Raw genomic sequence first — 21,739 nt, forward strand, 5'->3', positions numbered from 1 at the left:
CGGATAGGTCCCGCCCTGAGCATGAAGTCTACTGTCTGGCCGGCCCGATCAACCGCCCGGTAAAGATAGACCCAATTGCCGCGAATCTTCAGGTAGGTTTCGTCAACGCGCCACGACTTTCCCGCCGGCGTTGCGAAACGGTTCCAGCGCTTGACGAACTCCGGCGTAAAGCGCTTCACCCAGCGCATGATTGTCGTATGAGCCAGCGACAAACCCCGCTCGGCCATCATCTCGACAAGATCACGCAGACTCAGCTTGTAGCGAAGGTACCAGCGTACGCACAGAACAATGATTTCTCGATCAAAATGCCGACCAGCGAACACCCCATCCAGACCTTTCCTCGTGCTCATATCCGGCCACCAGACTGATTGGATCGCCACTTTAACCCATCCGGTGAGCCTATTTGCACCAGAATTGCCAGCAGTACCTTGGAGGCCAATCGTGAAACCAACCGGGGTCAGCTACTGATCTTGCCGCGCGTCGCCTCCACGGGAATGGTCCGTCCTTTCCGTCGCTTCGCAACCGGACTTTGCACTGAAGCCTCGAACTGACTGGGACTGCACCCGTACCGCGATCTGAACCACCGTGTAAATGCACTGGGTTCGGAAAATCCAAGCAGGCCCGAGACCTCCGCAAACGGACGCTCGCGCCGCTCCAGATAGCGAAGCGCCAGTTCGCCCCGTACCGCCTCGAGTATCGAAGAAAACGTCATGCCTTCATCTGCCAGATGACGATGCATCGTGCGACGGCTCATGCCCAGCTGCTGCGCTACGGTTTCGTTTGAGCTTCGACCCGATGGCAGCAGCAGGAAAACGAGTTTGCGCACTTCATCGGACAGCGGGACGTCGGCGCTTTCGTCTGCGTTGCCCAGGTATTGCCGTACGTATTTCCCCATGACGGGATCCGCAGACGGTAGCGGCAGCCTGAGGTCGCTGACGTCGCATACGATGCCCGTGAACGCGTGACCGAACTCGACATTCGGCCCGAACACACGCGTATGCACGGTGCGGTCGGCGGGTGGCCCATGCGTGAAGCAGACTGTTTTCGGCCGCCACTCCTCGCCAAGGAAAAAGCGCAGCAACCGGAACATAACCGCAAGCGCAAGCTCGGCCGCCTGGCGAACCGGCACCCCCTGGCCCGCCAACAATTCTTCGCGAATGATCGCCACATTCGCCTCTTCCTCGACGCTGATGAAAAGTGCCTCGTTCTGCAGGTGGCTGTAACGCGCCGCCGCATTCAGGGCGTGGCGCAACGTCGGCTCATCGCGCACCGCGAGCGCCAGCGGGCCGAGATTCGACGCGCGGCGCGACTCGGCCATGCGCAGGCCGAATGTCTCGACTTCGCTGCGCTGGGCCGACAGTTCGAGCAGTAGCGCGACCTTTTCCGCCGGGATTCTGAGGTCGACCTCGCGGAGGCTTTCCGGTGGCAGCCCGACTTCGGCGAGCATGCGCCAGGGGTCGAGTCCCGAGGCACGCGCAATTTCAGCGTAGTGGGTCAGGCTCGCACTGCGAACAAGTTTCAGCATTAGGGACTTCCCGAGATGTCCCATTATGGTAAGAAATTGGCCCCTAAAGTCAAGCCTCAAAAAAAGCGGGTGCCTAGAATCGGTTCATCCCTGAACGGCCACGGCACAGCCGGACCCTCCAGGCACCTCACACCGAACATGAAGGAAGTCCTCTGATGAATGCTACCGACGCCACGGCAACCCCGGTCTGCGATGCGTTGCGCGCGAGCGGCAACTGGAACCCGAACTGGGAGCCGTTCGCGGAACTCGATCCCGCCTGGACTGAGAAGTTCATGGCTATGGGAACGGCACCCATGACGTCCGGCTTCCTCGACGCAAAGACGATCGAGTTCATCGCGATTGCCGTCGACGCCTCGTGCACGCACCTGTACGCCCCCGGCGTGCGGCGCCATATCCGCAAGGCACTTGAACTGGGGGCAACGAAAGAAGAGATCACTGCGGTCCTGCAATGTGTATCCGTACTCGGTATCCACTCGATGAGCGTAGCGGCGCCGATCCTCCTCGAAGAGACAGCGGCACATGCAACCCGCGTTGAAGCTTCACACAAGTAACCCATTCTGAAAGGACACGAACCATGCAATTTCTCGATGATTCACTGCTGCCGGAGAACCAGGAGAAGCTCGTCATCCAGGTCGCGCCCTATGGCCCGCAGTTCCTGCCCACCGACTCCGACGACATCGCGCTCACCATGGACGCGCAGATCCAGAAGGCAGTTGACTGCTACAACGCGGGCGCAACCGTCCTCCACGTGCATGTTCGTGAGGAAGACGGTAAAGGCTCCAAGCGCCTGTCGAAGTTCAATGAGATGCTCGCACGCCTGCGCGATGCAGTTCCCGACATGGTGCTGCAGGTGGGCGGTTCGATCTCGTTTGCACCAGAGGGCGAAGGCGAGGCAGCAAAGTGGCTCAACGACGACACGCGCCACATGCTCGCGAATCTCACGCCCGCGCCCGATCAGGTGACCATCGCCATCAACACCAACCAGATGAACGTCACCGAGTTGCTCACGCCCGAGGACTGCGGCGACACGTCACTCGGCCATCCGGCGTATTTCCAGGCCTACAAGGAAATGTGGATTCCGTCGGGTCCAGGTTTCGTCGAGGAGCACCTAAAGCGCCTGCAGGCCGCTGGCATCCAGCCGCACTTCATGCTCGGCGACGTCGGTCAACTGGAGAGCGTCGAGCGACTGATCCGTCGCGGCCACTACAAGGGTCCGCTCGTGCTGAACTGGGTTGCCATCGGCGGCGGTGCCGACGGCCCCAATCCGCGCAACCTGATGGAGTTCATCAATCGATGCCCACAGAACGCCGTGCTGACCGTCGAAAGCCTGATGCGACATGTGCTGCCGCTCAACACGATGGCCATCGCAATGGGTCTGCATGTGCGCGTCGGCATCGAGGACAACCTCTGGGGCAGGCCCGGCGAGCGCATGACGTCGGTGCAGCAGGTCGAACAGATGGTTCGCATTGCCCGCGAACTGCACCGTGATGTGGCGACGGGCAAGGACGCGCGTCGCATCTACCGCATCGGTGAGCATTACACCCGTGTCGACGAGACCTTGAGGGCACTTGGACTTCCGCCTAACCGGCAGCCCGGACAGCGCGGATTCCGCGTGGCGGCCTGAGTGATGGCGGATACCCGCACCGCTGTGGTGGCCCCTTGCAGATAGACATAACCAGACATCGCTTGAGCGGTGCGGATTCGTGGAGAAATCGATGGCCTTGAAGAAGTACCCCTGCGCGATACTGGCGACGCTGCTGCTCACGCATATCCTCGCGCATATCGACCGCAACATCCTGCTGGGTTTCTCGTCGACGCTGACCGCCGAACTGGGACTCAGCAACGCGCAATATGGACTGCTTGTGGGGGCGGTGTGGGTCCTCAGCTACGCCGTGATGGCCGTTGTCACAGGGACTTTTGCAGACCGCTTCAGCCGCACGCGCGTCATCGCAGCCGGGCTTCTCGTCTGGAGCGTGTGCACGGCGGCGTCCGGTTCGGTTCACAGTTTCGGGCAACTGGTGGCAGCCCGCCTGCTCGTGGCGACCGGCGAAGCCTCGCTCGTGCCGGCTGCGGTCGGCATCCTTGCCGAAGTCTTTTCGGCGCGGCGCCGCGGCACGGCGCTCGGACTGTTCTTCGTTGGCATTCCACTCGGCGTCGGTATCAGCTTCCTGCTGGCCGGAACGTTCGGCGCGACTTACGGGTGGCGTACGACATTCCATGCCCTCGGCGTGATTGGCGCGGTGATGGCTGTGGGGCTTGTGTTCCTCAAAGACGAACGAGAACAACACGCCGACGCCGCGCGCGGCGAACCATTCGCCTTGCAACTGCGCGAAGTCCTGGGCGTGGTCCGCGCCAGCCGCGCGCTGCAACTGGCGATTCCCGGGTTCGTCCTCGCACATCTCGCCTTTGTGGGCCTCTCGTTTGCCCAGCTGTGGCTGGTACGCGAACGCGGGATCAATCCGGCAGAAATCACGCGCGTCATCGGCGGTGTGCAGATCGTCTTCGGCACACTCGGTTCCGTCGTCGGCGGTGCGGCAGGCGACCGTTTCGCGCGGCGCTTCTCGGGCGGGCACGCGGGCTTCATGGCGTTGCTCGTCGCCGTGTGTGGACCACTGATGATCGTCTACCGCTTCGCGCCCGCCGGCTCGCTGCTGTTCTACGCCGGCATGTGCGCGGGTGCCTTCCTGCCGCTCGCGCTGTACGGGCCCGCCATTGCCGTCATCCAGGGCCACGTGCCGGCACGGATGCGCTCGACGATCACGGGGTTGACGATGACACTCATCAATCTCTTCGCGATAGCGCTCGGGAACTTCGTTGCCGGTGCGTTGAGCGACCGGCTGGCAAACACCGGCGTTCATGCGCCACTGACGTGGGTTCTGCTCGGGACCGATCTGCTCGCCATCGCGTCGCTGCCGTGCTTCCTCGCACTCGCTGCACGCTCCCGCCCGGGGTCGTCAAATGGCGACGCACAGCCGGAGAAGGCATCTGCCGCTTCGCCGTGGCAACAACCTCAAAACTGAGGGAATGCTGATCATGAATAGCACCATCGAGCGGATCCGTCCGGGAACGCGCCACCTGGAGAATCGCGTGGCGCTGGTAACGGGCGTTGGGCCCGGTCTTGGCCGTGCGTGTGCAGTCGCGCTGGCGCGGGCCGGCGCCGACGTTGCGATCTGCGACGTCGACTCCGCAGCCCTGGAGGCGACACGCGCCAGCGTCGTTGAACAGGGCGCGCAATGTCTGGAAATCCGCTGTGACGTCTCGTCCAGTTCTGACGTGACGGACATGTTCTCGCAGGTGGCTGGGCATTTCGGCACGCTTCACATCCTCGTGAACAATGCGGCGCTGACCCCGAACAGACCCGAAGACACCGAGCGGCGCAACCGGCACTACGCCTATCTCACGACGCCCGTGCCCAGACAGTCGCTCGGTTTTACGAGCTGCATGAGCGACGAGGACTGGCATCGCTACTGGGGTGTGAACGTCCACGGTCTGTTCTATTGCACACGGGAGGCGCTCAGGCTGATGGAGCCACAGCGCTACGGGCGCATCATCAACGTCGCGTCCATCGCCGGCATCAGTTCGATGAGTGCGCACAGTCCGCACTACAGCGCGACCAAGGGGGCCGTTATCGCCTTCAGCAAGTCAGTGGCAGCCGAGGTGGCGGGGGCCAACATCCACGTCAACGTACTGGCGCCCGGCGGGGTCGCCACGCCCGAGTTCAATGCGTATCTCGCGTCGGCCGGCGAAGAAGCCCGCAACCGGCTCTGGCAGATGGTTCCTTCCGGCCGCCTTGGTGCCCCCGAGGAATATGCGTCCATGGTCGTTTACCTGGCCAGCGACCACTACCTCGTTGGACAGGTCGTCAGTCCCAACGGCGGCGCCGTGGTCTGAGTCTGACCAGGACAGCCTGTTCACCTGATTCCCGGAGATTCAGGCGAACCCATTTTCATTACTCGAAGTACCAGCCGGATCCGTCCGGCAATCACAAATATGATTGGAGACGAAATGAAATTGAGATGGGGGAGCGCTGCTGCGCTTATCGCGTTCGCTGGTGCGGCAAACGCACAATCGTCGATCACGCTGTATGGGGTGATTGATTCCGGTTTGCTCTACCAGAGCGCAAACGCGGCGAACTTCCAGTCGAAAGTGAATCTTGGTCACGTCTTCCAGCTCAAGGACGGTGGCATCTATTCGAGCATCTGGGGTTTGAAGGGTTCGGAGGACATCGGCGGCGGCTATAAGGTCAACTTCAAGCTGCAAGGCGCATTCAACAGCAGCAACGGCAGAACGGGGCTTGCCGACGCCCCAGGGGCCACCGCCGTCTTCAACCAGCAAACGACGATTGGCGTGTCAGGCCCGTTCGGCACAATCGATGCGGGCCGCCAGATCGTGCCGATGATCTACGCGATGGCTGAAACTGACGTTCGCAGCGCCCAGTATTTTGGCTCCATCCTCACTGGGTGGCTCGGCCTGAACCAGGCAGCGGGCTGGCAGGGGCTCAGCACGAACGGTCCTGTGGGCGCGCTCTATGACGACAATGCGATCGTCTACCGGTCACCGAAGTTCTACGGCGCATCGGTTGCGCTCGAGTACGCGCCGGGCGGCACCCCCGGACAGTTCGAGGGCGGCACGCGCGAGTCGGCGGTGCTTCAGTATTCGAACTATGGCCTGAACCTCGCAGCGGTGTACTACAACGGGCATGACACCAACCCGTTCACGCAGACGGGCCCCTCGACCATTGTCACGACACCGTCAACCGGACTGAACAACAACCAGTTCTACTTCCTGGGCGCGCAGTACACGTTCCACGACTTCTCCGTCTCGTCCTCGTACAGCCGGGCACGCAATCCCGCCAACGCCGGCGGTCCGAAAGGGTTCACTCTGGAGATGTTCTCCGGCGGGCTCGGCTACAAGTTCAGCCCATCTTTCAAGGTCACCTCCGGTTTCTATTACCTGCATGACCGCAACGTCGGGGCCAACCACTCTGCGGAATACGCACTGGGTGCCGAGTACAACCTCACGAAGCGCACGCTTACCTACGCGCAGGTGGGTTACGTCGACAACCACGGCAACATGAGCCAGACGATCACCTATGGCGCACCCGTTCCGGAAGGTCGCTCGAGCACGGCGGCGATGGTCGGCATCCGTCACAGCTTCTGATCCAGTCAAACAAAAAGTGGAGCATTTCATGAAGACAATAACGGCACTCTGGCTCGCCTGCGCGGCGTGGATCGCGATCGCATCCGTGCAGGCCTCGGCCCAGCCGGAAGCGAGCGCCGCATCGAATACAGTCGAAACCTCGAGCGCTGCCACCGCCTCGGGCACCATAACAGCCGCGGAAATCCGCAAGGCCAACCGAGCGCTGCGCAGGAAGGTCTACGCCGCCATCGTCGCGCACAAGGAGATCAATGCGGGCAACATCAGTGTGGTCGCGAAAAGCGGCGCCGTGACGCTCGACGGCTCGGTCATCGACGCCGCACAGATCGACAGAGTCGCCGAGATCGCCCGCGGCGTCCCCGGCGTGATGTCCGTGTCCAACAGGCTGACCGTCAAGAAGCCGTTTGGTGGCCAGTAAGGGGTGGGTCACGGCTTCCGGCACGGCTGCGTCGTCAGGATTCTGGATAAGGCGCCGCGCCGGATGTAATCAACTCCCGATCTTCGCAGGCTCGACGACTGTAGCGAGTTCGATAACCGCCATTAGTCAGGCACATGTTTGGCCGTTGTTGGCCGCGAACCGTCTCATGCCGGCATACGCCGCTTCAACCTCGCCACGCTTCAATCGGCAGCACGCGACCCAACTGAGACGTTCGCAACGACTGTGATGCGGTGACCGGTCTGGGGCGATCACCGGTCATTCGGATTCCAGACGACGCGACAAAGTTGCTGGACCGATATAAACGTTATCAGGATTGAGCCCCATAAATCACGATGATTTGTTTGCGGCTGCTGCTAAGTTTATCTAAATGAGTTCGTGTTGACTCCGAGTAGCGACAGAAAAAGCCGGGCACGATGTGAATGGCCAGACAGCGGATGCTGACGCAGCTTGTGATACAGCGTCTTTTTCGAGATGCCGAGCGCATGGCTCGCCTCGGCGACGTTACCGTTGTGCCGCCGCAGCATGTCTTGGGAGCGCACGCTGGAACGGCTCGGCGCGAACGAGTCGATTCCCGTCGATTGCCCCGTGATCGCGGCATCGAAGGCCGATCTCGCGGCGCTGGCCGCCGAAGGCGGTTTTCGCGCGGATCTGCTGTATCGGCTGTACGTTGCGCAGATCGTGCTGCCGCCGTTGCGCGAGCGCCGCGAAGACGTGCCGCTGCTGCTCGAGCACTTCGTGTGGCGGCGGCACGTCGCTTCGCAACAACCCACGCCGGTGGTGTCGGCATCGCAGGTGTCGAAGTTAACGGAGCGCGCGTTGCGTGTTGATCTCTTCGCTTTGCGCGTCACGTACGCGATCTCCATCAGCGTCGGAAGTTCTTCGTCAATTCCGTCAACACCTGGACGAAGGCCTTGCTCGCCGCCGTCCGATACGCGTCCTTGCGTTGCAGCAGCACAGCCGTGCGCGCCTGCAGCGGCGGGTCGAGCAGCACGGGGTGCAGCTCGGTATGCTCGCGCGCGATGCCATCGGGCAGTACGGTTGCGAGCTGCCCACGCCGCACGATCTCGACGATCGCACTGATCGAACTGGCCTCGATGGCAACCTGCGGGCGGATCCGGTTCTGCGCGCAGTATTCGTCGATGTAACGCCGCGTCGCGAACGCTTTGTTCAGCAGCACCAGCCGTTCGTTGGCGAAGTCCTGCGCGGACAGCGGCTTGCGGCGCGTCGCGCGCGCATGGCCTCCGCCGACGACGAGGCTCAGCGTCTCGCGAAACAACGGCTCGCTTTCGATTTCCGCAGTGTGGACGGGCTCGAACGCGATGCCGGCGTCGAGCCTGTCATCGGCGAGCTGCGCTTCGATTTGATCCTGCGTGATTTCCTGAATGTCGATCGCGATGCCGGGATGCAGGCCATAAAAACGATCGATCACGGGCCCCACGAGATAAGCCGTGAAGGTCGGCGTCACTGCAAGGCGCAAATTGCCGCGGCTTAGTTCGCCGACGTCATGTATCGCCCGCACGCCCGCATCCAGATCCTGTAGCGCGAGCTTCGCATAGCGCATCCACGCCGCGCCGGCATCCGTGAGTTGCACGTTCCGCCCCGAACGGTCTAGGAGCTGCGTGCGCAGCGTGTCTTCCAGTTGCCGTATCTGCTGTGACAGCGTGGGCTGTGAAACGTGCAGCGCCTCGGCGGCGCGTGTGAAATTGCGGTGTTCCGCGACGGCCAGGAAGTAACGGATATGACGCAACAGCATGGCGAATCTCCTCGTCCTCGATAACTATTGGTGTTTCCTATGGTGAGCATCATAAACCCGTCTTGGACGCTATGACTGAACATGTCCATTCTCTGTCCAACGCACCGCACTGACCGACACGGCAACGAACGCCAGATTGAATGGAGCTGACCATGCAAGAGATCATCGACGGTTTTCTGAAGTTTCAGCGGGACATCATGCCCGCGCGCAGGGAGTTGTTCCGCAAGCTGGCCACCAGTCAGACGCCGCGCACACTGTTCATTTCCTGTTCCGATAGTCGCATGGTTCCCGAACTGGTCACGCAGCGCGAACCGGGCGATCTGTTCGTGATCCGCAATGCCGGCAACATCGTGCCTTCGTTCGGTCCTGAGCCCGGCGGTGTGTCGGCAACGGTCGAATATGCGGTGGCCGCGCTCGGCGTGACGGATGTGGTGATATGCGGCCACTCGGACTGCGGCGCGATGACGGCCGTCGCGACGTGCAAGTGCCTCGACCATATGCCCGCTGTCGCGAACTGGCTGCGCTACGCCGACTCGGCGAGGCTCGTCAACGAGGCGCGTGAACATGCGGGCGAGCGCGAGCGCGTCGACTCGATGGTGCGCGAGAACGTCATCGCCCAGCTCGACAACCTCAAGACCCACCCCTCAGTTGCCCTGGGACTCGCGCAAGGCCGCCTAAATTTGCACGGATGGGTCTACGACATCGAATCCGGCTCGATCGACGCGCTCGACGCCGCGCCCCGCCAGTTCGTGCCGCTCGCTGTGCATCCCGATGTCACCGCGACGCCCGCTGAGTGCGTGGCTGCGCTCTGATTCCCGGCTCGTCACACCGACTGCCGATCTCACCAGGTTGATTTACCCAAGGAGCAACAACATGACCCAATCGCAAGTCACACCGAACGCACGCGAAGCATTGACGGAAACGATCGTCGACGCGAAGGTGCGCAAGAACCTCACCTTCGAAGCCATCAACGAAGGCACGGGCTTGAGCCTCGCATACACGACAGCCGCGCTACTCGGTCAGCATGCGCTGCCGGAGAATGCAGCGAAGCTCGTCACCGAACGCCTCGGGCTCGACGACGCCGCCGTTCGCCTGCTGCAAACCATTCCCGTGCGCGGCAGCATTCCGGGTGGCGTGCCGACCGATCCCACCGTCTACCGCTTCTACGAAATGGTGCAGGTGTACGGCTCGACGTTGAAGGCGCTGGTTCACGAGAAATTCGGCGACGGCATCATCAGCGCGATCAACTTCAAACTCGATATCCAGAAGGTGCCGGACCCGGAAGGCGGCGAGCGTGCCGTCATCACGCTCAACGGCAAGTATCTGCCGACCAAGCCGTTCTGAACCCATGGTGCAAAGACGAAAATTCTTACTGAGCACCGGTGCCGCGCTTGCTTCGGGCGGTCTTGCCCTCTCGGGTTGCACGATGACGGGGCCGCGCTCCACGTCGAGCACCAGCAACGCGCTGTCCCACACAAGGAGATCCGAAATGACTTCATCCGCAGCAATTCGCCCGCCGCTTCCCCCGTTCACGCTGGAGACGGCCATCGAGAAAGTCCGTCTCGCGGAAGACGGTTGGAATTCGCGCGACGCCGCCAAGGTCGCGCTCGCCTATTCGCTCGACACGAAATGGCGCAATCGCGCAGAGTTCGCGAGCAATCGCGCGGAAGCGCAGGCGTTCCTCGAGCGCAAATGGAAGAAAGAACACGAGTATCGTCTGATCAAGGAACTGTGGGCGTTCGGTGGCAATCGCATTGCCGTGCGCTACGCCTACGAATGGCACGACGACTCGGGCAACTGGTTCCGCTCCTACGGCAACGAGAACTGGGAGTTCGGCGAGGATGGTCTCATGCAACGTCGCTATGCGTGCATCAACGACATGCCGATCAAGGAATCGGAGCGCAAGTATCACTGGCCCTTGGGCCGTCGGCCGGACGATCATCCGGGACTGTGCGAGTTGGGACTTTGAAGCCCGGATCGTTACAGCCGCGATGAGCGATTAGCGCCCAACAATCCAGTGGCGACGAATGACGGATTGTTGGGCGTGCGCCGGCGCGCCGTCGGGATGTAGCGACTTAAATGTCGTTGAATTATTCGCGACTTTTCGTTTTCTCCTCTCGGGTGAAAGTATGATCTGTGTCCGGTGTCAGGTCTGAGCTGCAAAGCAGTCTTTCAAATCGCCAGTCTGCGGAATCGACGATCGGCCACAGTTGGCCGACACCGGCAGTTCGACGTCCGGCTGTCAGTAAGCAAGCGGGCTGTCGGCGTTGCCTCGAACAGGCAGTTGACAGACAGCAGCGCGACGGCGCTGATTGACGGGCCCAGTCTTGCTGTTGGCGCACGATGCACAATTATTATCGCAACGGCGATGCAATACGGCCTACGCTCGTCCGTCGGCACGTACGGCGTCCGACGGACCGGACGCACGCGCTGCGGCAAACGTCTTTTGGCCGCGTCAGGGCAAAGGCAAGGAGCCGCCTGGAGCAATCCGGACGATGGTTAGATTATTCAGGATGCCGAATGCGTGGCCCGTGTTCCGGCGTGTGTTGCTGACCGAAGTGATGAAGCGGCTGACCGCTCAAGCCCGTCCTTGAGCCTCACGGCGAGAAGTAAGTATCGACTTGGGCAATACGCGGTCCGTTGGCGTTCGTCAGTTGATGGAACAGTTCAACCTCGACGGCTAGACTCAGGGCGCTCACGCCCGAGGTATGGCACATCGATGCAGTGGCCGGTGCAGTCATAAGTCCAGCCGTGATAGCCGCAGCGGATGGACTCGCCTTCCACCACGCCCGCGTGCAGCGGCACCTGTCGGTGTGCGCAACGATCTTCCAGTGCGAATATGTACCGGACCCGGTGCGCGCCAGCACGATCGGATTGCCGGCGAAGTGCACTCCGACGGCTTTGCCGCGCTTAACCTCGTTCGACCAGGCCAGCGGATACCAGTGATAGGGATGGATGGGTGCACGGCGCAGGTCACACCCGGGCGCGCTTGCGAGTGGGTCGATGGCGCTGCTCTCGAGCATAGGCATTGCCTGCATGACGCCTCCTTGCATAACTGGAGCTTCGACCATCGCCACAAGCGCAAGCATGAGCGACCGGGGATCTGGCGCAGTGTACGCGAAGTCGGGATGAAGCGAAGCTCCCGGCACAGATGTCCTGCGTGACGTGCAGCACAGCGCGGGAGATCCCGCCTCGGGGCCCTTTCCCGTAGAAGTAGGTGGAACTCGCCCGGCGCGCAGAGCTTCAGTCCGTCGTGGAGGAGATGCGGGCCAGGGTACCGAATATGGGGCACGGAACGCTGCCGCTTCGGTAGCAGGCGAGGGGGCGTCCTTGCCAGCACTACCCAAGTCAAGCAGACGCCCCTGGAGCGTCCCGCCGCCGGGTTCCCGCTGCCCAGGACGGTCACATACCGCTGGCCGGGGCCGGGGTGTGGCACCGTGCGCTGGTTGGTGGCCCTGCGTCACATCCCCGTTTTATCTGGTATCCCGCGATGTGATCAAGCCGTATCGGTAGTATATTGCGGCGCACAATTTTGTCTGGTAGTATTTAGGATTCCCCAATCTGCGCGCATCATTTCCGTCGGAGGCGTTCCCGCCTCGATTGTCCGTGCGTCATTCCACGATTCCGTTCGCACCCCGACAGATCAACCTGATCTGCCGGCCTGCAACGTTCGTCGGCCAACCTGTCGAGGAGAATGTAGTGGCAAATCCCGTTCGCGTGGATTCAGCATCCCGCATGATTGCGGTTGCATCAAAGTCCGGCCGCCGCGCGCCAAAGGGAAAGGCCCGGGCGGTGGAAACGCCGCTGGACATCGAGTCGATGGCCCGACAGGACGAGGAGCGTCAACGCCAGATGCGCGCGCTGATTGCGCTTGGCCGTGAGCGCGGCTATCTCACGCACGTGGACATCAACGATCACCTCTCAGACAACGTTACGCAAACGGCTGCGATGGAGGCGATCGTCAGCACGTTCAGCGACATGGGGGTGGCCGTGTACGAGCAGGCGCCAGACGCGGCGACGCTCCTGTTAAGCGGCGCCGCGCCCGCCGTGGCATCCGACGATCAGGCGGACGAGGAAGCGCAAGCTGCACTGTCGACCGTCGATTCCGAATTCGGCCGCACGACGGATCCGGTCCGGATGTACATGCGTGAGATGGGGGGCAGAGAACTGCTGACCCGCGCCGGCGAAATCGAGATCGCGAAACGCATTGAGAACGGCCTGCAGGAGATGATTCAGGCGATCGCCGCATGTCCGTCGGTTGTGGGCGCCATTCTTGCCGAGGTGGACCGTATCGTTGCCGGCGAACTGCGTATCGACGAACTGGTCGATGGCATCAACGACGGAGTGAACGAAAGTGCAATGACGCACGACTCCGAAGGAGATGAGGTGGAAGCCTCCGGCTGCGGCGATGACCCGGACGGTGGCGATGTTGAGTCGGACGTCGGGGATCCGGAGGCAGCGAACGCTGCCCGCCTCGAGCAACTCACGAACGACGGCCTTGCGGTTTTCGCACGTGTGCGCACACTGCTCGAGCAGTTGCCGGGTGTGCCGGCTACTGGCGCGGCCCGTTCGGCAGCCGTTGCGCGAGTGCAGCTGGAGATCCAGCGCGAACTGGCGCCAATCCGCTTTACGGGCAGAACCATTGATCGCCTGTGCGCCAGTGTGCACGAACAGATTACGGAAGTTCGTGCGATCGAGCGCAGCATTCTGCAGATCGTCGTCGACCGTTGCGGCATGCCACGCGAGTCGTTTGTGGAGTCGTTTCCGGGCCACGAGACCGACCTTGAATGGACCCGCCGCATGGCGGCCACTTCGCGGCAGTTTGGCGCGGCGCTTGAGCGACATCTGGCGGCCATTCAGGCCGCGCAGCTGAAACTCACTGACATCGAGGCCAAGGTCTCACTGCCGCTGCGGCAGCTCAAGGAGATCAACCGCAGGATGAGTACCGCCGAGTTGAAAATGCGGCAGGCCAAGCGGGAGCTGATCGAAGCCAATCTTCGTCTTGTCATCTCAATTGCCAAGAAATACATGAACCGCGGCATGCCGTTCCTGGATCTGATTCAGGAAGGCAATATCGGCCTGATGAAGGCGGTGGACAAGTTCGAATACCGGCGCGGCTGGAAGTTTTCGACGTACGCCACCTGGTGGGTCCGGCAGGCTGTCACGCGTGGCCTTGCCGACCAGGCCAGGACCATTCGTGTGCCCGTGCACCTGATCGAAACGATCAACCGGCTGAACCGGATTTCGCGCGAGATCCTGCAGCAGACGGGGCAGGAAGCGCATCCCGCCGTTCTCGCCGAACGGTTGGAGATGTCCGAGGAAAAGGTACGCAGTATTATCAGAATTGCGAAGCAACCCGTGTCGCTCGAGACGCCGGTGGGTGACGATGCCGACGCGACGCTCGGTGACCTGATCGAGGATGTCTCCGCAAGTTCACCGGCTGAGGCCGCAATTCACGCGAACATGCGTGTCGCAATCGATGAGGCGCTCAACGGGCTGTCACCACGCGAGGCCAAGGTCCTGCGGTTGCGATTCGGGCTCGATACGACCTCGGAACACACGCTTGGAGAGGTCGGCGAGCAGTTTGGCGTGACCCGTGAGCGAATCCGCCAGATTGAGATCAAGGCGATGCGCACGCTGAGGGAGCCCATTCGCGCGGACAGGTTGAGGCCGTTTGTCGAGCGCTGAGCAAAAGCGGAGCACGCCCCCTGTCGACGCCCGGCTCCGGGCCGGCAGCGATCCTGCGTCGACCTGATCGCTGCCCCGCAGGACGCGTACGTTGCCCGGGAAACTTACAACGGCGTGATGTTCGCTGCCTGTTTCCCCTTGGGGCCCTGCTTGACTTCAAAACTCACCTTCTGGCCTTCCTGAAGGGATTTGAAGCCAGCTCCCTGAACCTCGGAGAAGTGTGCGAACAGGTCTTCGCCGCCATCGTCTGGCGTGATGAAGCCAAAACCCTTCGAATCGTTAAACCACTTGACGGTACCGGTTGCCATGTTCTGAATGTTCCTGTGAAGTCGGGTTGTAGAGGAGGCCACGGGCCTGCGCCAGCGGTGCGGTTATCTTGTAGCACAGGTGGGCGATTGCCGACTATCGAGGTTTTCGAGCGGCACTGGGGAACCCGTAGGCCAGCCGGCACCTTGATGCCGTGCGCATGCAGCACGGCCCGCAGCGTGAACCCCTGCGCCACCCGTCCGAAATCTGCGCGTCGGCGATCTGCGATTCCGGAGGGCGTGCGGTGCGTAGCTGGCCGGTCATATACCCGAAATCCGGCGGAAAGCACGGCCGTTGCGCGGCTGGCGCCGAACGGCCGTACGACCCCCGAGCCCGTCCGCGATCGTGCGCATGAGCACCATCACGGGAACAGGTGCGGGCGTCGCAAGTTGCATATGAACGCTGAAGCGTGCCCGACCGGGGCCAATGGGGGCAAGCCAATAGCGGTTCGGGGTTGACCGCATTTCTGCCGGTCGATGGGGATGCTCAGGCGGCCAGTAGGGGGGGGCTGTCATTCGGGCGGTTGCGGCGCGGGCGCGGCGTATCGACACTGGTTTATCAGTGGATCCCGTTGCCGGTGTCTTTCGGGGGCGTCCCCCCCTTGCGACCGTTCTCGCGGCTTGCTGCCGCCTTTGCGGGCGACGTGCGGCGGCCAAGCTCGCGCATCCACGCTCGCGAGCCATAGACCCCGCCAAAAAGAAGCAAAAACAAAAAGCCCGCTTGCTGACGCGGAGCGGGCTTCGATGTTGGTTGCGGGAATAGGATTTGAACCTATGACCTTCGGGTTATGAGCCCGACGAGCTGCCAGACTGCTCCACCCCGCGGCGCGAAGTTTACTGAGATCGTTGGTTCTGGTCAACATGTTTTGCTTTCGACTCACAAAAGTCCCGCAAGCCATATGCACCGCGCCACGTTCAGGCGAAGACATGCGTGTCAGATCGCGAGAGGCGGCAACGTATCTTCACATTCCGCGTCAGGACCTCAAAAATAAATATTCGAGATTCTCTTGACGAGAGGTTCATTGGGCTTCATAATTCGCCTCCCTTCTGATGCGGGGCGCGAGAAAATAGCTGATTTAAGCGCTGTTTTTGAGCGATTGCTCTTTAAAAATTTACAGCCGATAAGTGTGGGCGCTTGATGGGTTTCGTGACCTGGTGATTCTTTCGGGGATGACCGGGAGTAGCGAAAGTATCAAGAGTCTCACACAAAAGTAAGTCAGGTTTTTGAATTTATTCAGAACCTGTCAGCTTTGAGTGAGCGACCGGTTCTTGACTGAACCGAAAACAGTAACAGGTATTGAACTGAAGAGTTTGATCCTGGCTCAGATTGAACGCTGGCGGCATGCCTTACACATGCAAGTCGAACGGCAGCACGGGTGCTTGCACCTGGTGGCGAGTGGCGAACGGGTGAGTAATACATCGGAACATGTCCAGTAGTGGGGGATAGCCCGGCGAAAGCCGGATTAATACCGCATACGATCTTAGGATGAAAGCGGGGGATCGCAAGACCTCGCGCTATTGGGGTGGCCGATGGCGGATTAGCTAGTTGGTGGGGTAAAGGCTCACCAAGGCGACGATCCGTAGCTGGTCTGAGAGGACGACCAGCCACACTGGGACTGAGACACGGCCCAGACTCCTACGGGAGGCAGCAGTGGGGAATTTTGGACAATGGGCGCAAGCCTGATCCAGCAATGCCGCGTGTGTGAAGAAGGCCTTCGGGTTGTAAAGCACTTTTGTCCGGAAAGAAAACCTCTGGGTTAATACCCCGGGGGGATGACGGTACCGGAAGAATAAGCACCGGCTAACTACGTGCCAGCAGCCGCGGTAATACGTAGGGTGCAAGCGTTAATCGGAATTACTGGGCGTAAAGCGTGCGCAGGCGGTGATGCAAGACCGATGTGAAATCCCCGGGCTTAACCTGGGAACTGCATTGGTGACTGCATCGCTAGAGTATGGCAGAGGGGGGTAGAATTCCACGTGTAGCAGTGAAATGCGTAGAGATGTGGAGGAATACCGATGGCGAAGGCAGCCCCCTGGGCCAATACTGACGCTCATGCACGAAAGCGTGGGGAGCAAACAGGATTAGATACCCTGGTAGTCCACGCCCTAAACGATGTCAACTGGTTGTCGGGCCTTCATTGGCTTGGTAACGTAGCTAACGCGTGAAGTTGACCGCCTGGGGAGTACGGTCGCAAGATTAAAACTCAAAGGAATTGACGGGGACCCGCACAAGCGGTGGATGATGTGGATTAATTCGATGCAACGCGAAAAACCTTACCTACCCTTGACATGGACGGAATCCTGGTGAGAGCCGGGAGTGCCCGAAAGGGAGCCGTCACACAGGTGCTGCATGGCTGTCGTCAGCTCGTGTCGTGAGATGTTGGGTTAAGTCCCGCAACGAGCGCAACCCTTGTCCCCAGTTGCTACGCAAGAGCACTCCGGGGAGACTGCCGGTGACAAACCGGAGGAAGGTGGGGATGACGTCAAGTCCTCATGGCCCTTATGGGTAGGGCTTCACACGTCATACAATGGTCGGAACAGAGGGTTGCCAAGCCGCGAGGTGGAGCCAATCCCAGAAAACCGATCGTAGTCCGGATCGCAGTCTGCAACTCGACTGCGTGAAGCTGGAATCGCTAGTAATCGCGGATCAGCATGCCGCGGTGAATACGTTCCCGGGTCTTGTACACACCGCCCGTCACACCATGGGAGTGGGTTTTGCCAGAAGTGGCTAGTCTAACCGCAAGGAGGACGGTCACCACGGCAGGATTCATGACTGGGGTGAAGTCGTAACAAGGTAGCCGTATCGGAAGGTGCGGCTGGATCACCTCCTTTCCAGAGCTCATTGCGAAGTTCATTGAAGCGCTCACACTTGTCGGCTGTAGAAAAGACAGACTCAGGGGTCTGTAGCTCAGTCGGTTAGAGCACCGTCTTGATAAGGCGGGGGTCGATGGTTCGAATCCATCCAGACCCACCAATTTGTCTGCGCGGTGGCTGACTGGTAACCCCCTTGAGTATGCATGACTGGGGGATTAGCTCAGCTGGGAGAGCACCTGCTTTGCAAGCAGGGGGTCGTCGGTTCGATCCCGTCATCCTCCACCAATCCCTAATGCACAGCATCCTGCAGGAGCAGTTAAATGCAGGGAGTTTTGCATTGGCGATTGAGCCAGTCAGAGCGGTATGTGAAAACGTATCGGCTGTCGTTCTTTAACAATCAGGAAGAAGTAGTAAAGAGATTTATCTGAAACACACTTAGAGATGGGTGTGGAGTAGGTGAATCAGGGTTGTGATTGTATCGATGTATTTTTAAGTTCCTCGAAAGAGGGCTTTGGAATACGGCACAACGCGAAAACTCAGCCTGTAGCGAGTGAGTCGAGAGACGCACCCGTTATAGGGTCAAGCGAACAAGTGCATGTGGTGGATGCCTTGGCGATCACAGGCGATGAAGGACGCGGTAGCCTGCGAAAAGCTCCGGGGAGCTGGCAAACAAGCTTTGATCCGGAGATGTCCGAATGGGGAAACCCACTCCGAATGGAGTATCCGTGACTGAATACATAGGTCACGTGAAGCGAACGCGGCGAACTGAAACATCTAAGTAGCCGCAGGAAAAGAAATCAACCGAGATTCCCAGAGTAGTGGCGAGCGAAATGGGATCAGCCTGCATTCTTTATCTGTACCGTTAGTCGAACGCTCTGGAAAGTGCGGCCATAGCAGGTGATAGCCCTGTAGACGAAAACGGAATGGAAGAACTAGGGATGCGACAAGTAGGGCGGGACACGTGAAATCCTGTCTGAAGATGGGGGGACCATCCTCCAAGGCTAAATACTCGTGATCGACCGATAGTGAACCAGTACCGTGAGGGAAAGGCGAAAAGAACCCCGGGAGGGGAGTGAAACAGATCCTGAAACCGCATGCATACAAACAGTCGGAGCCTCGCAAGGGGTGACGGCGTACCTTTTGTATAATGGGTCAGCGACTTACATTCAGTGGCAAGCTTAACCGAATAGGGCAGGCGTAGCGAAAGCGAGTCCGAACAGGGCGATTAGTCGCTGGGTGTAGACCCGAAACCAGGTGATCTATCCATGGCCAGGTTGAAGGCACGGTAACACGTGCTGGAGGACCGAACCCACTAACGTTGAAAAGTTAGGGGATGAGCTGTGGATAGGGGTGAAAGGCTAAACAAACCTGGAAATAGCTGGTTCTCTCCGAAAACTATTTAGGTAGTGCCTCGTGTATCACCTTCGGGGGTAGAGCACTGTCATGGTTGATGGGTCCATTGCGGATTACGTCGCCATAGCAAACTCCGAATACCGAAGAGTGCAATCACGGGAGACAGACATCGGGTGCTAACGTCCGGTGTCAAGAGGGAAACAACCCAGACCGCCAGCTAAGGTCCCCAAATATGGCTAAGTGGGAAACGAAGTGGGAAGGCTAAAACAGTCAGGAGGTTGGCTTAGAAGCAGCCACCCTTTAAAGAAAGCGTAATAGCTCACTGATCGAGTCGTCCTGCGCGGAAGATGTAACGGGGCTAAGCCATATACCGAAGCTGCGGATGCACATTTATGTGCATGGTAGGAGAGCGTTCTGTAAGCCTGCGAAGGTGCACTGGAAAGTGTGCTGGAGGTATCAGAAGTGCGAATGCTGACATGAGTAGCGATAAAGGGGGTGAAAGGCCCCCTCGCCGTAAGCCCAAGGTTTCCTACGCAACGTTCATCGGCGTAGGGTGAGTCGGCCCCTAAGGCGAGGCAGAAATGCGTAGCTGATGGGAAGCAGGTCAATATTCCTGCACTAGTGTTGAATGCGATGGGGGGACGGATCGCGGAAGGTTGTCCGGGTGTTGGAAGTCCCGGTCGCTGCATTGGAGAAGGCGCTTTGGCAAATCCGGGCGCGTAATTCAAGGGTGTGGCGCGAGCTTCTTCGGAAGCGAAGCAACTGGAAGGGGTTCCAGGAAAAGCCTCTAAGCTTCAGTTCAACATTAACCGTACCGCAAACCGACACAGGTGGGCGAGATGAGTATTCTAAGGCGCTTGAGAGAACTCGGGAGAAGGAACTCGGCAAATTGGTACCGTAACTTCGGGATAAGGTACGCCCTGGTAGCTTGAGGAGCCTGCGCTCCGAGGGTGAAGGGGTTGCAATAAACTGGTGGCTGCGACTGTTTAATAAAAACACAGCACTCTGCAAACACGAAAGTGGACGTATAGGGTGTGACGCCTGCCCGGTGCCGGAAGATTAAATGATGGGGTGCAAGCTCTTGATTGAAGTCCCGGTAAACGGCGGCCGTAACTATAACGGTCCTAAGGTAGCGAAATTCCTTGTCGGGTAAGTTCCGACCTGCACGAATGGCGTAACGATGGCCACACTGTCTCCTCCCGAGACTCAGCGAAGTTGAAGTGTTTGTGATGATGCAATCTCCCCGCGGCTAGACGGAAAGACCCCATGAACCTTTACTGTAGCTTTGCATTGGACTTTGAACCGGTTTGTGTAGGATAGGTGGGAGGCTGTGAAGTGTGGACGCCAGTCTGCATGGAGCCGTCCTTGAAATACCACCCTGATCTGTTTGAGGTTCTAACCTTGGCCCGTGATCCGGGTCGGGGACAGTGCATGGTAGGCAGTTTGACTGGGGCGGTCTCCTCCCAAAGTGTAACGGAGGAGTACGAAGGTACGCTAGGTACGGTCGGAAATCGTGCTGATAGTGCAATGGCATAAGCGTGCTTGACTGCGAGACTGACAAGTCGAGCAGGTGCGAAAGCAGGTCATAGTGATCCGGTGGTTCTGTATGGAAGGGCCATCGCTCAACGGATAAAAGGTACTCTGGGGATAACAGGCTGATACCGCCCAAGAGTTCATATCGACGGCGGTGTTTGGCACCTCGATGTCGGCTCATCTCATCCTGGGGCTGTAGCCGGTCCCAAGGGTATGGCTGTTCGCCATTTAAAGAGGTACGTGAGCTGGGTTTAAAACGTCGTGAGACAGTTTGGTCCCTATCTGCCGTGGGCGCTGGAAGTTTGAGGGGGCCTGCTCCTAGTACGAGAGGACCGGAGTGGACGAACCTCTGGTGTACCGGTTGTCACGCCAGTGGCATTGCCGGGTAGCTATGTTCGGAAGAGATAACCGCTGAAAGCATCTAAGCGGGAAACTCGCCTCAAGATGAGACTTCCCCGGGGACTAGATCCCCTTGAAGGGTCGTTCGAGACCAGGACGTTGATAGGTCAGGTGTGGAAGCGCAGTAATGCGTTAAGCTAACTGATACTAATTGCCCGTAAGGCTTGATCCTATAACAGGTGTGTCTTCCTCCCGGTGTGGAGTGAAGGACGCGCAGGTTGAGAGATCGGTGTTGTGCCAGAAACAACACAACCCCAAGAAACAGCACCTCTTTACGCTTCTTCCCGATTGGCTGTGGCGCCAGGTTCACCCAAACCCGTGCGACGCAGCAACCCGTCATGCCTGATGACCATAGCGAGCTGGTCCCACCCCTTCCCATCCCGAACAGGACCGTGAAACAGCTCCACGCCGATGATAGTGCGGATTGCCCGTGTGAAAGTAGGTAATCGTCAGGCTCCCCATGCAGTATGTCCAGAACCCCGGTGACTCCGAATGAGCGCCGGGGTTCTGGCGTTTGTGTGCGTGGAACGGATTACAGGAATCAGAAACTATAAACGTCAGGACGTCTGCAAGCAGGCGCGAATATCCCGGTCGCTCCCATCGGACGACGCCGGCAAGGAACGTATGCTAGCGTTGCGTCCCGAGGCAATTCTGCTGGAGCCGTCGTCGAACGACCGCAACTCGCTGGCGGCGACGGTTGTATCCATCTGAGAAAATTTTGAATCGTTTAACAGTAGTGGATAGCGTGACCTGCCCCCTTCAATAGGGCCAAC

At 59.8% G+C, this 21,739-nt stretch carries 13 protein-coding genes, 3 tRNA genes, 3 rRNA genes and 5 pseudogenes; 17 read left to right on the forward strand and 7 right to left on the reverse strand.

The window, feature by feature from the left end; translation table 11 throughout:
- Window positions 1–17 precede the first annotated feature (17 nt).
- Window positions 18–350 (reverse strand): annotated as a pseudogene (locus tag P5W98_RS29665) (IS6 family transposase); the annotation flags it as partial.
- 107 nt (window positions 351–457) lie between these two features.
- On the reverse strand, window positions 458–1,549 hold the full coding sequence (locus P5W98_RS29670; RefSeq protein WP_421027349.1) for an AraC family transcriptional regulator: 1,092 nt from the start codon (window positions 1,547–1,549) through the stop codon (window positions 458–460).
- Window positions 1,550–1,680: 131 nt separating this feature from the next.
- Here P5W98_RS29670 and P5W98_RS29675 point away from each other — a divergent pair, with 131 nt between their 5' ends.
- From P5W98_RS29675 to P5W98_RS29700, 6 genes are all read left to right on the forward strand, one after another.
- Window positions 1,681–2,076: a carboxymuconolactone decarboxylase family protein gene (locus P5W98_RS29675; protein WP_421027350.1), complete on the forward strand. Its 396-nt coding sequence runs from the start codon at window positions 1,681–1,683 to the stop codon at window positions 2,074–2,076.
- Between the two features lie 23 nt (window positions 2,077–2,099).
- Window positions 2,100–3,149 (forward strand): 3-keto-5-aminohexanoate cleavage protein, encoded by a 1,050-nt coding sequence (locus tag P5W98_RS29680; protein WP_421027351.1) that lies wholly within the window; start codon window positions 2,100–2,102, stop codon window positions 3,147–3,149.
- A gap of 91 nt (window positions 3,150–3,240) precedes the next feature.
- Window positions 3,241–4,545: an MFS transporter gene (locus P5W98_RS29685; RefSeq protein WP_421027352.1), complete on the forward strand. Its 1,305-nt coding sequence runs from the start codon at window positions 3,241–3,243 to the stop codon at window positions 4,543–4,545.
- A gap of 13 nt (window positions 4,546–4,558) precedes the next feature.
- Window positions 4,559–5,416 (forward strand): SDR family NAD(P)-dependent oxidoreductase, encoded by an 858-nt coding sequence (locus P5W98_RS29690; RefSeq protein ID WP_421027353.1) that lies wholly within the window; start codon window positions 4,559–4,561, stop codon window positions 5,414–5,416.
- Window positions 5,417–5,530: 114 nt separating this feature from the next.
- A complete protein-coding gene (locus tag P5W98_RS29695; protein WP_421027354.1) occupies window positions 5,531–6,685 on the forward strand; it encodes a porin in 1,155 nt (384 codons plus the stop codon).
- A gap of 28 nt (window positions 6,686–6,713) precedes the next feature.
- The gene (locus P5W98_RS29700; protein ID WP_421028007.1) at window positions 6,714–7,100 is read left to right on the forward strand and encodes a BON domain-containing protein; all 387 of its coding nucleotides are present in this window, start codon (window positions 6,714–6,716) and stop codon (window positions 7,098–7,100) included.
- Between the two features lie 380 nt (window positions 7,101–7,480).
- Here P5W98_RS29700 and P5W98_RS29705 read toward each other — a convergent pair.
- Window positions 7,481–7,651 (reverse strand): annotated as a pseudogene (locus tag P5W98_RS29705) (helix-turn-helix domain-containing protein); the annotation flags it as partial.
- A gap of 1 nt (window position 7,652) precedes the next feature.
- On the opposite strand from P5W98_RS29705, the pseudogene P5W98_RS29710 reads away from it, so the two are divergent.
- Window positions 7,653–8,018: pseudogene (locus P5W98_RS29710) on the forward strand (sigma 54-interacting transcriptional regulator); the annotation flags it as partial.
- On the opposite strand, the gene cynR reads toward P5W98_RS29710, so the two are convergent.
- Entirely contained in the window at window positions 7,984–8,874 is an 891-nt protein-coding gene (gene cynR / locus P5W98_RS29715) for a transcriptional regulator CynR (RefSeq protein ID WP_421027355.1), read from the reverse strand. The pseudogene P5W98_RS29710 and the gene cynR overlap by 35 nt on opposite strands.
- 152 nt (window positions 8,875–9,026) lie before the next feature.
- On the opposite strand from cynR, the gene P5W98_RS29720 reads away from it, so the two are divergent.
- The 3 genes from P5W98_RS29720 to P5W98_RS29730 all read left to right on the forward strand — a co-directional run bounded on the left by P5W98_RS29720 (window position 9,027) and on the right by P5W98_RS29730 (window position 10,843).
- On the forward strand, window positions 9,027–9,686 hold the full coding sequence (locus P5W98_RS29720) for a carbonic anhydrase (protein ID WP_421027356.1): 660 nt from the start codon (window positions 9,027–9,029) through the stop codon (window positions 9,684–9,686).
- A gap of 61 nt (window positions 9,687–9,747) precedes the next feature.
- On the forward strand, window positions 9,748–10,218 hold the full coding sequence (gene cynS / locus P5W98_RS29725; RefSeq protein WP_421027357.1) for a cyanase: 471 nt from the start codon (window positions 9,748–9,750) through the stop codon (window positions 10,216–10,218).
- A gap of 145 nt (window positions 10,219–10,363) precedes the next feature.
- Entirely contained in the window at window positions 10,364–10,843 is a 480-nt protein-coding gene (locus tag P5W98_RS29730) for a DUF1348 family protein (RefSeq protein ID WP_421027358.1), read from the forward strand.
- A gap of 722 nt (window positions 10,844–11,565) precedes the next feature.
- Here the strand turns inward: P5W98_RS29730 and P5W98_RS29735 are convergent.
- Window positions 11,566–11,897: pseudogene (locus P5W98_RS29735) on the reverse strand (Rieske 2Fe-2S domain-containing protein); the annotation flags it as partial.
- A 712-nt stretch (window positions 11,898–12,609) separates the two neighbouring features.
- On the opposite strand from P5W98_RS29735, the gene rpoD reads away from it, so the two are divergent.
- Window positions 12,610–14,562: an RNA polymerase sigma factor RpoD gene (rpoD, locus tag P5W98_RS29740; RefSeq protein WP_421028008.1), complete on the forward strand. Its 1,953-nt coding sequence runs from the start codon at window positions 12,610–12,612 to the stop codon at window positions 14,560–14,562.
- A 104-nt stretch (window positions 14,563–14,666) separates the two neighbouring features.
- Here the strand turns inward: rpoD and P5W98_RS29745 are convergent, their stop codons facing one another.
- Together P5W98_RS29745 and P5W98_RS29750 are read right to left on the reverse strand one after the other, a co-directional pair.
- A complete protein-coding gene (locus P5W98_RS29745) occupies window positions 14,667–14,870 on the reverse strand; it encodes a cold-shock protein (RefSeq protein WP_133198258.1) in 204 nt (67 codons plus the stop codon).
- Between the two features lie 745 nt (window positions 14,871–15,615).
- Window positions 15,616–15,692, reverse strand: a tRNA-Met gene (locus P5W98_RS29750).
- Between the two features lie 474 nt (window positions 15,693–16,166).
- Here P5W98_RS29750 and P5W98_RS29755 point away from each other — a divergent pair.
- The 6 genes and pseudogenes from P5W98_RS29755 to P5W98_RS29780 form a co-directional block, all read left to right on the forward strand.
- A 16S ribosomal RNA gene (locus P5W98_RS29755) occupies window positions 16,167–17,699 on the forward strand.
- 65 nt (window positions 17,700–17,764) lie between these two features.
- Window positions 17,765–17,841: transfer RNA gene (locus P5W98_RS29760), tRNA-Ile, on the forward strand.
- Window positions 17,842–17,890: 49 nt separating this feature from the next.
- Window positions 17,891–17,966, forward strand: a tRNA-Ala gene (locus P5W98_RS29765).
- Between the two features lie 292 nt (window positions 17,967–18,258).
- A 23S ribosomal RNA gene (locus tag P5W98_RS29770) occupies window positions 18,259–21,138 on the forward strand.
- Window positions 21,139–21,307: 169 nt separating this feature from the next.
- Window positions 21,308–21,421: ribosomal RNA gene (rrf, locus tag P5W98_RS29775) — 5S ribosomal RNA — on the forward strand.
- Together the 16S, 23S and 5S rRNA genes with 2 tRNA genes alongside form the textbook arrangement of a ribosomal RNA operon.
- A gap of 130 nt (window positions 21,422–21,551) precedes the next feature.
- A pseudogene (locus P5W98_RS29780) lies at window positions 21,552–21,674 on the forward strand (ABC transporter ATP-binding protein); the annotation flags it as partial.
- Window positions 21,675–21,739 lie beyond the last annotated feature (65 nt).

The sequence above is a fragment of the Paraburkholderia sp. A1BS-2L genome, assembly GCF_051125205.1.
GTDB lineage: Bacteria > Pseudomonadota > Gammaproteobacteria > Burkholderiales > Burkholderiaceae > Paraburkholderia.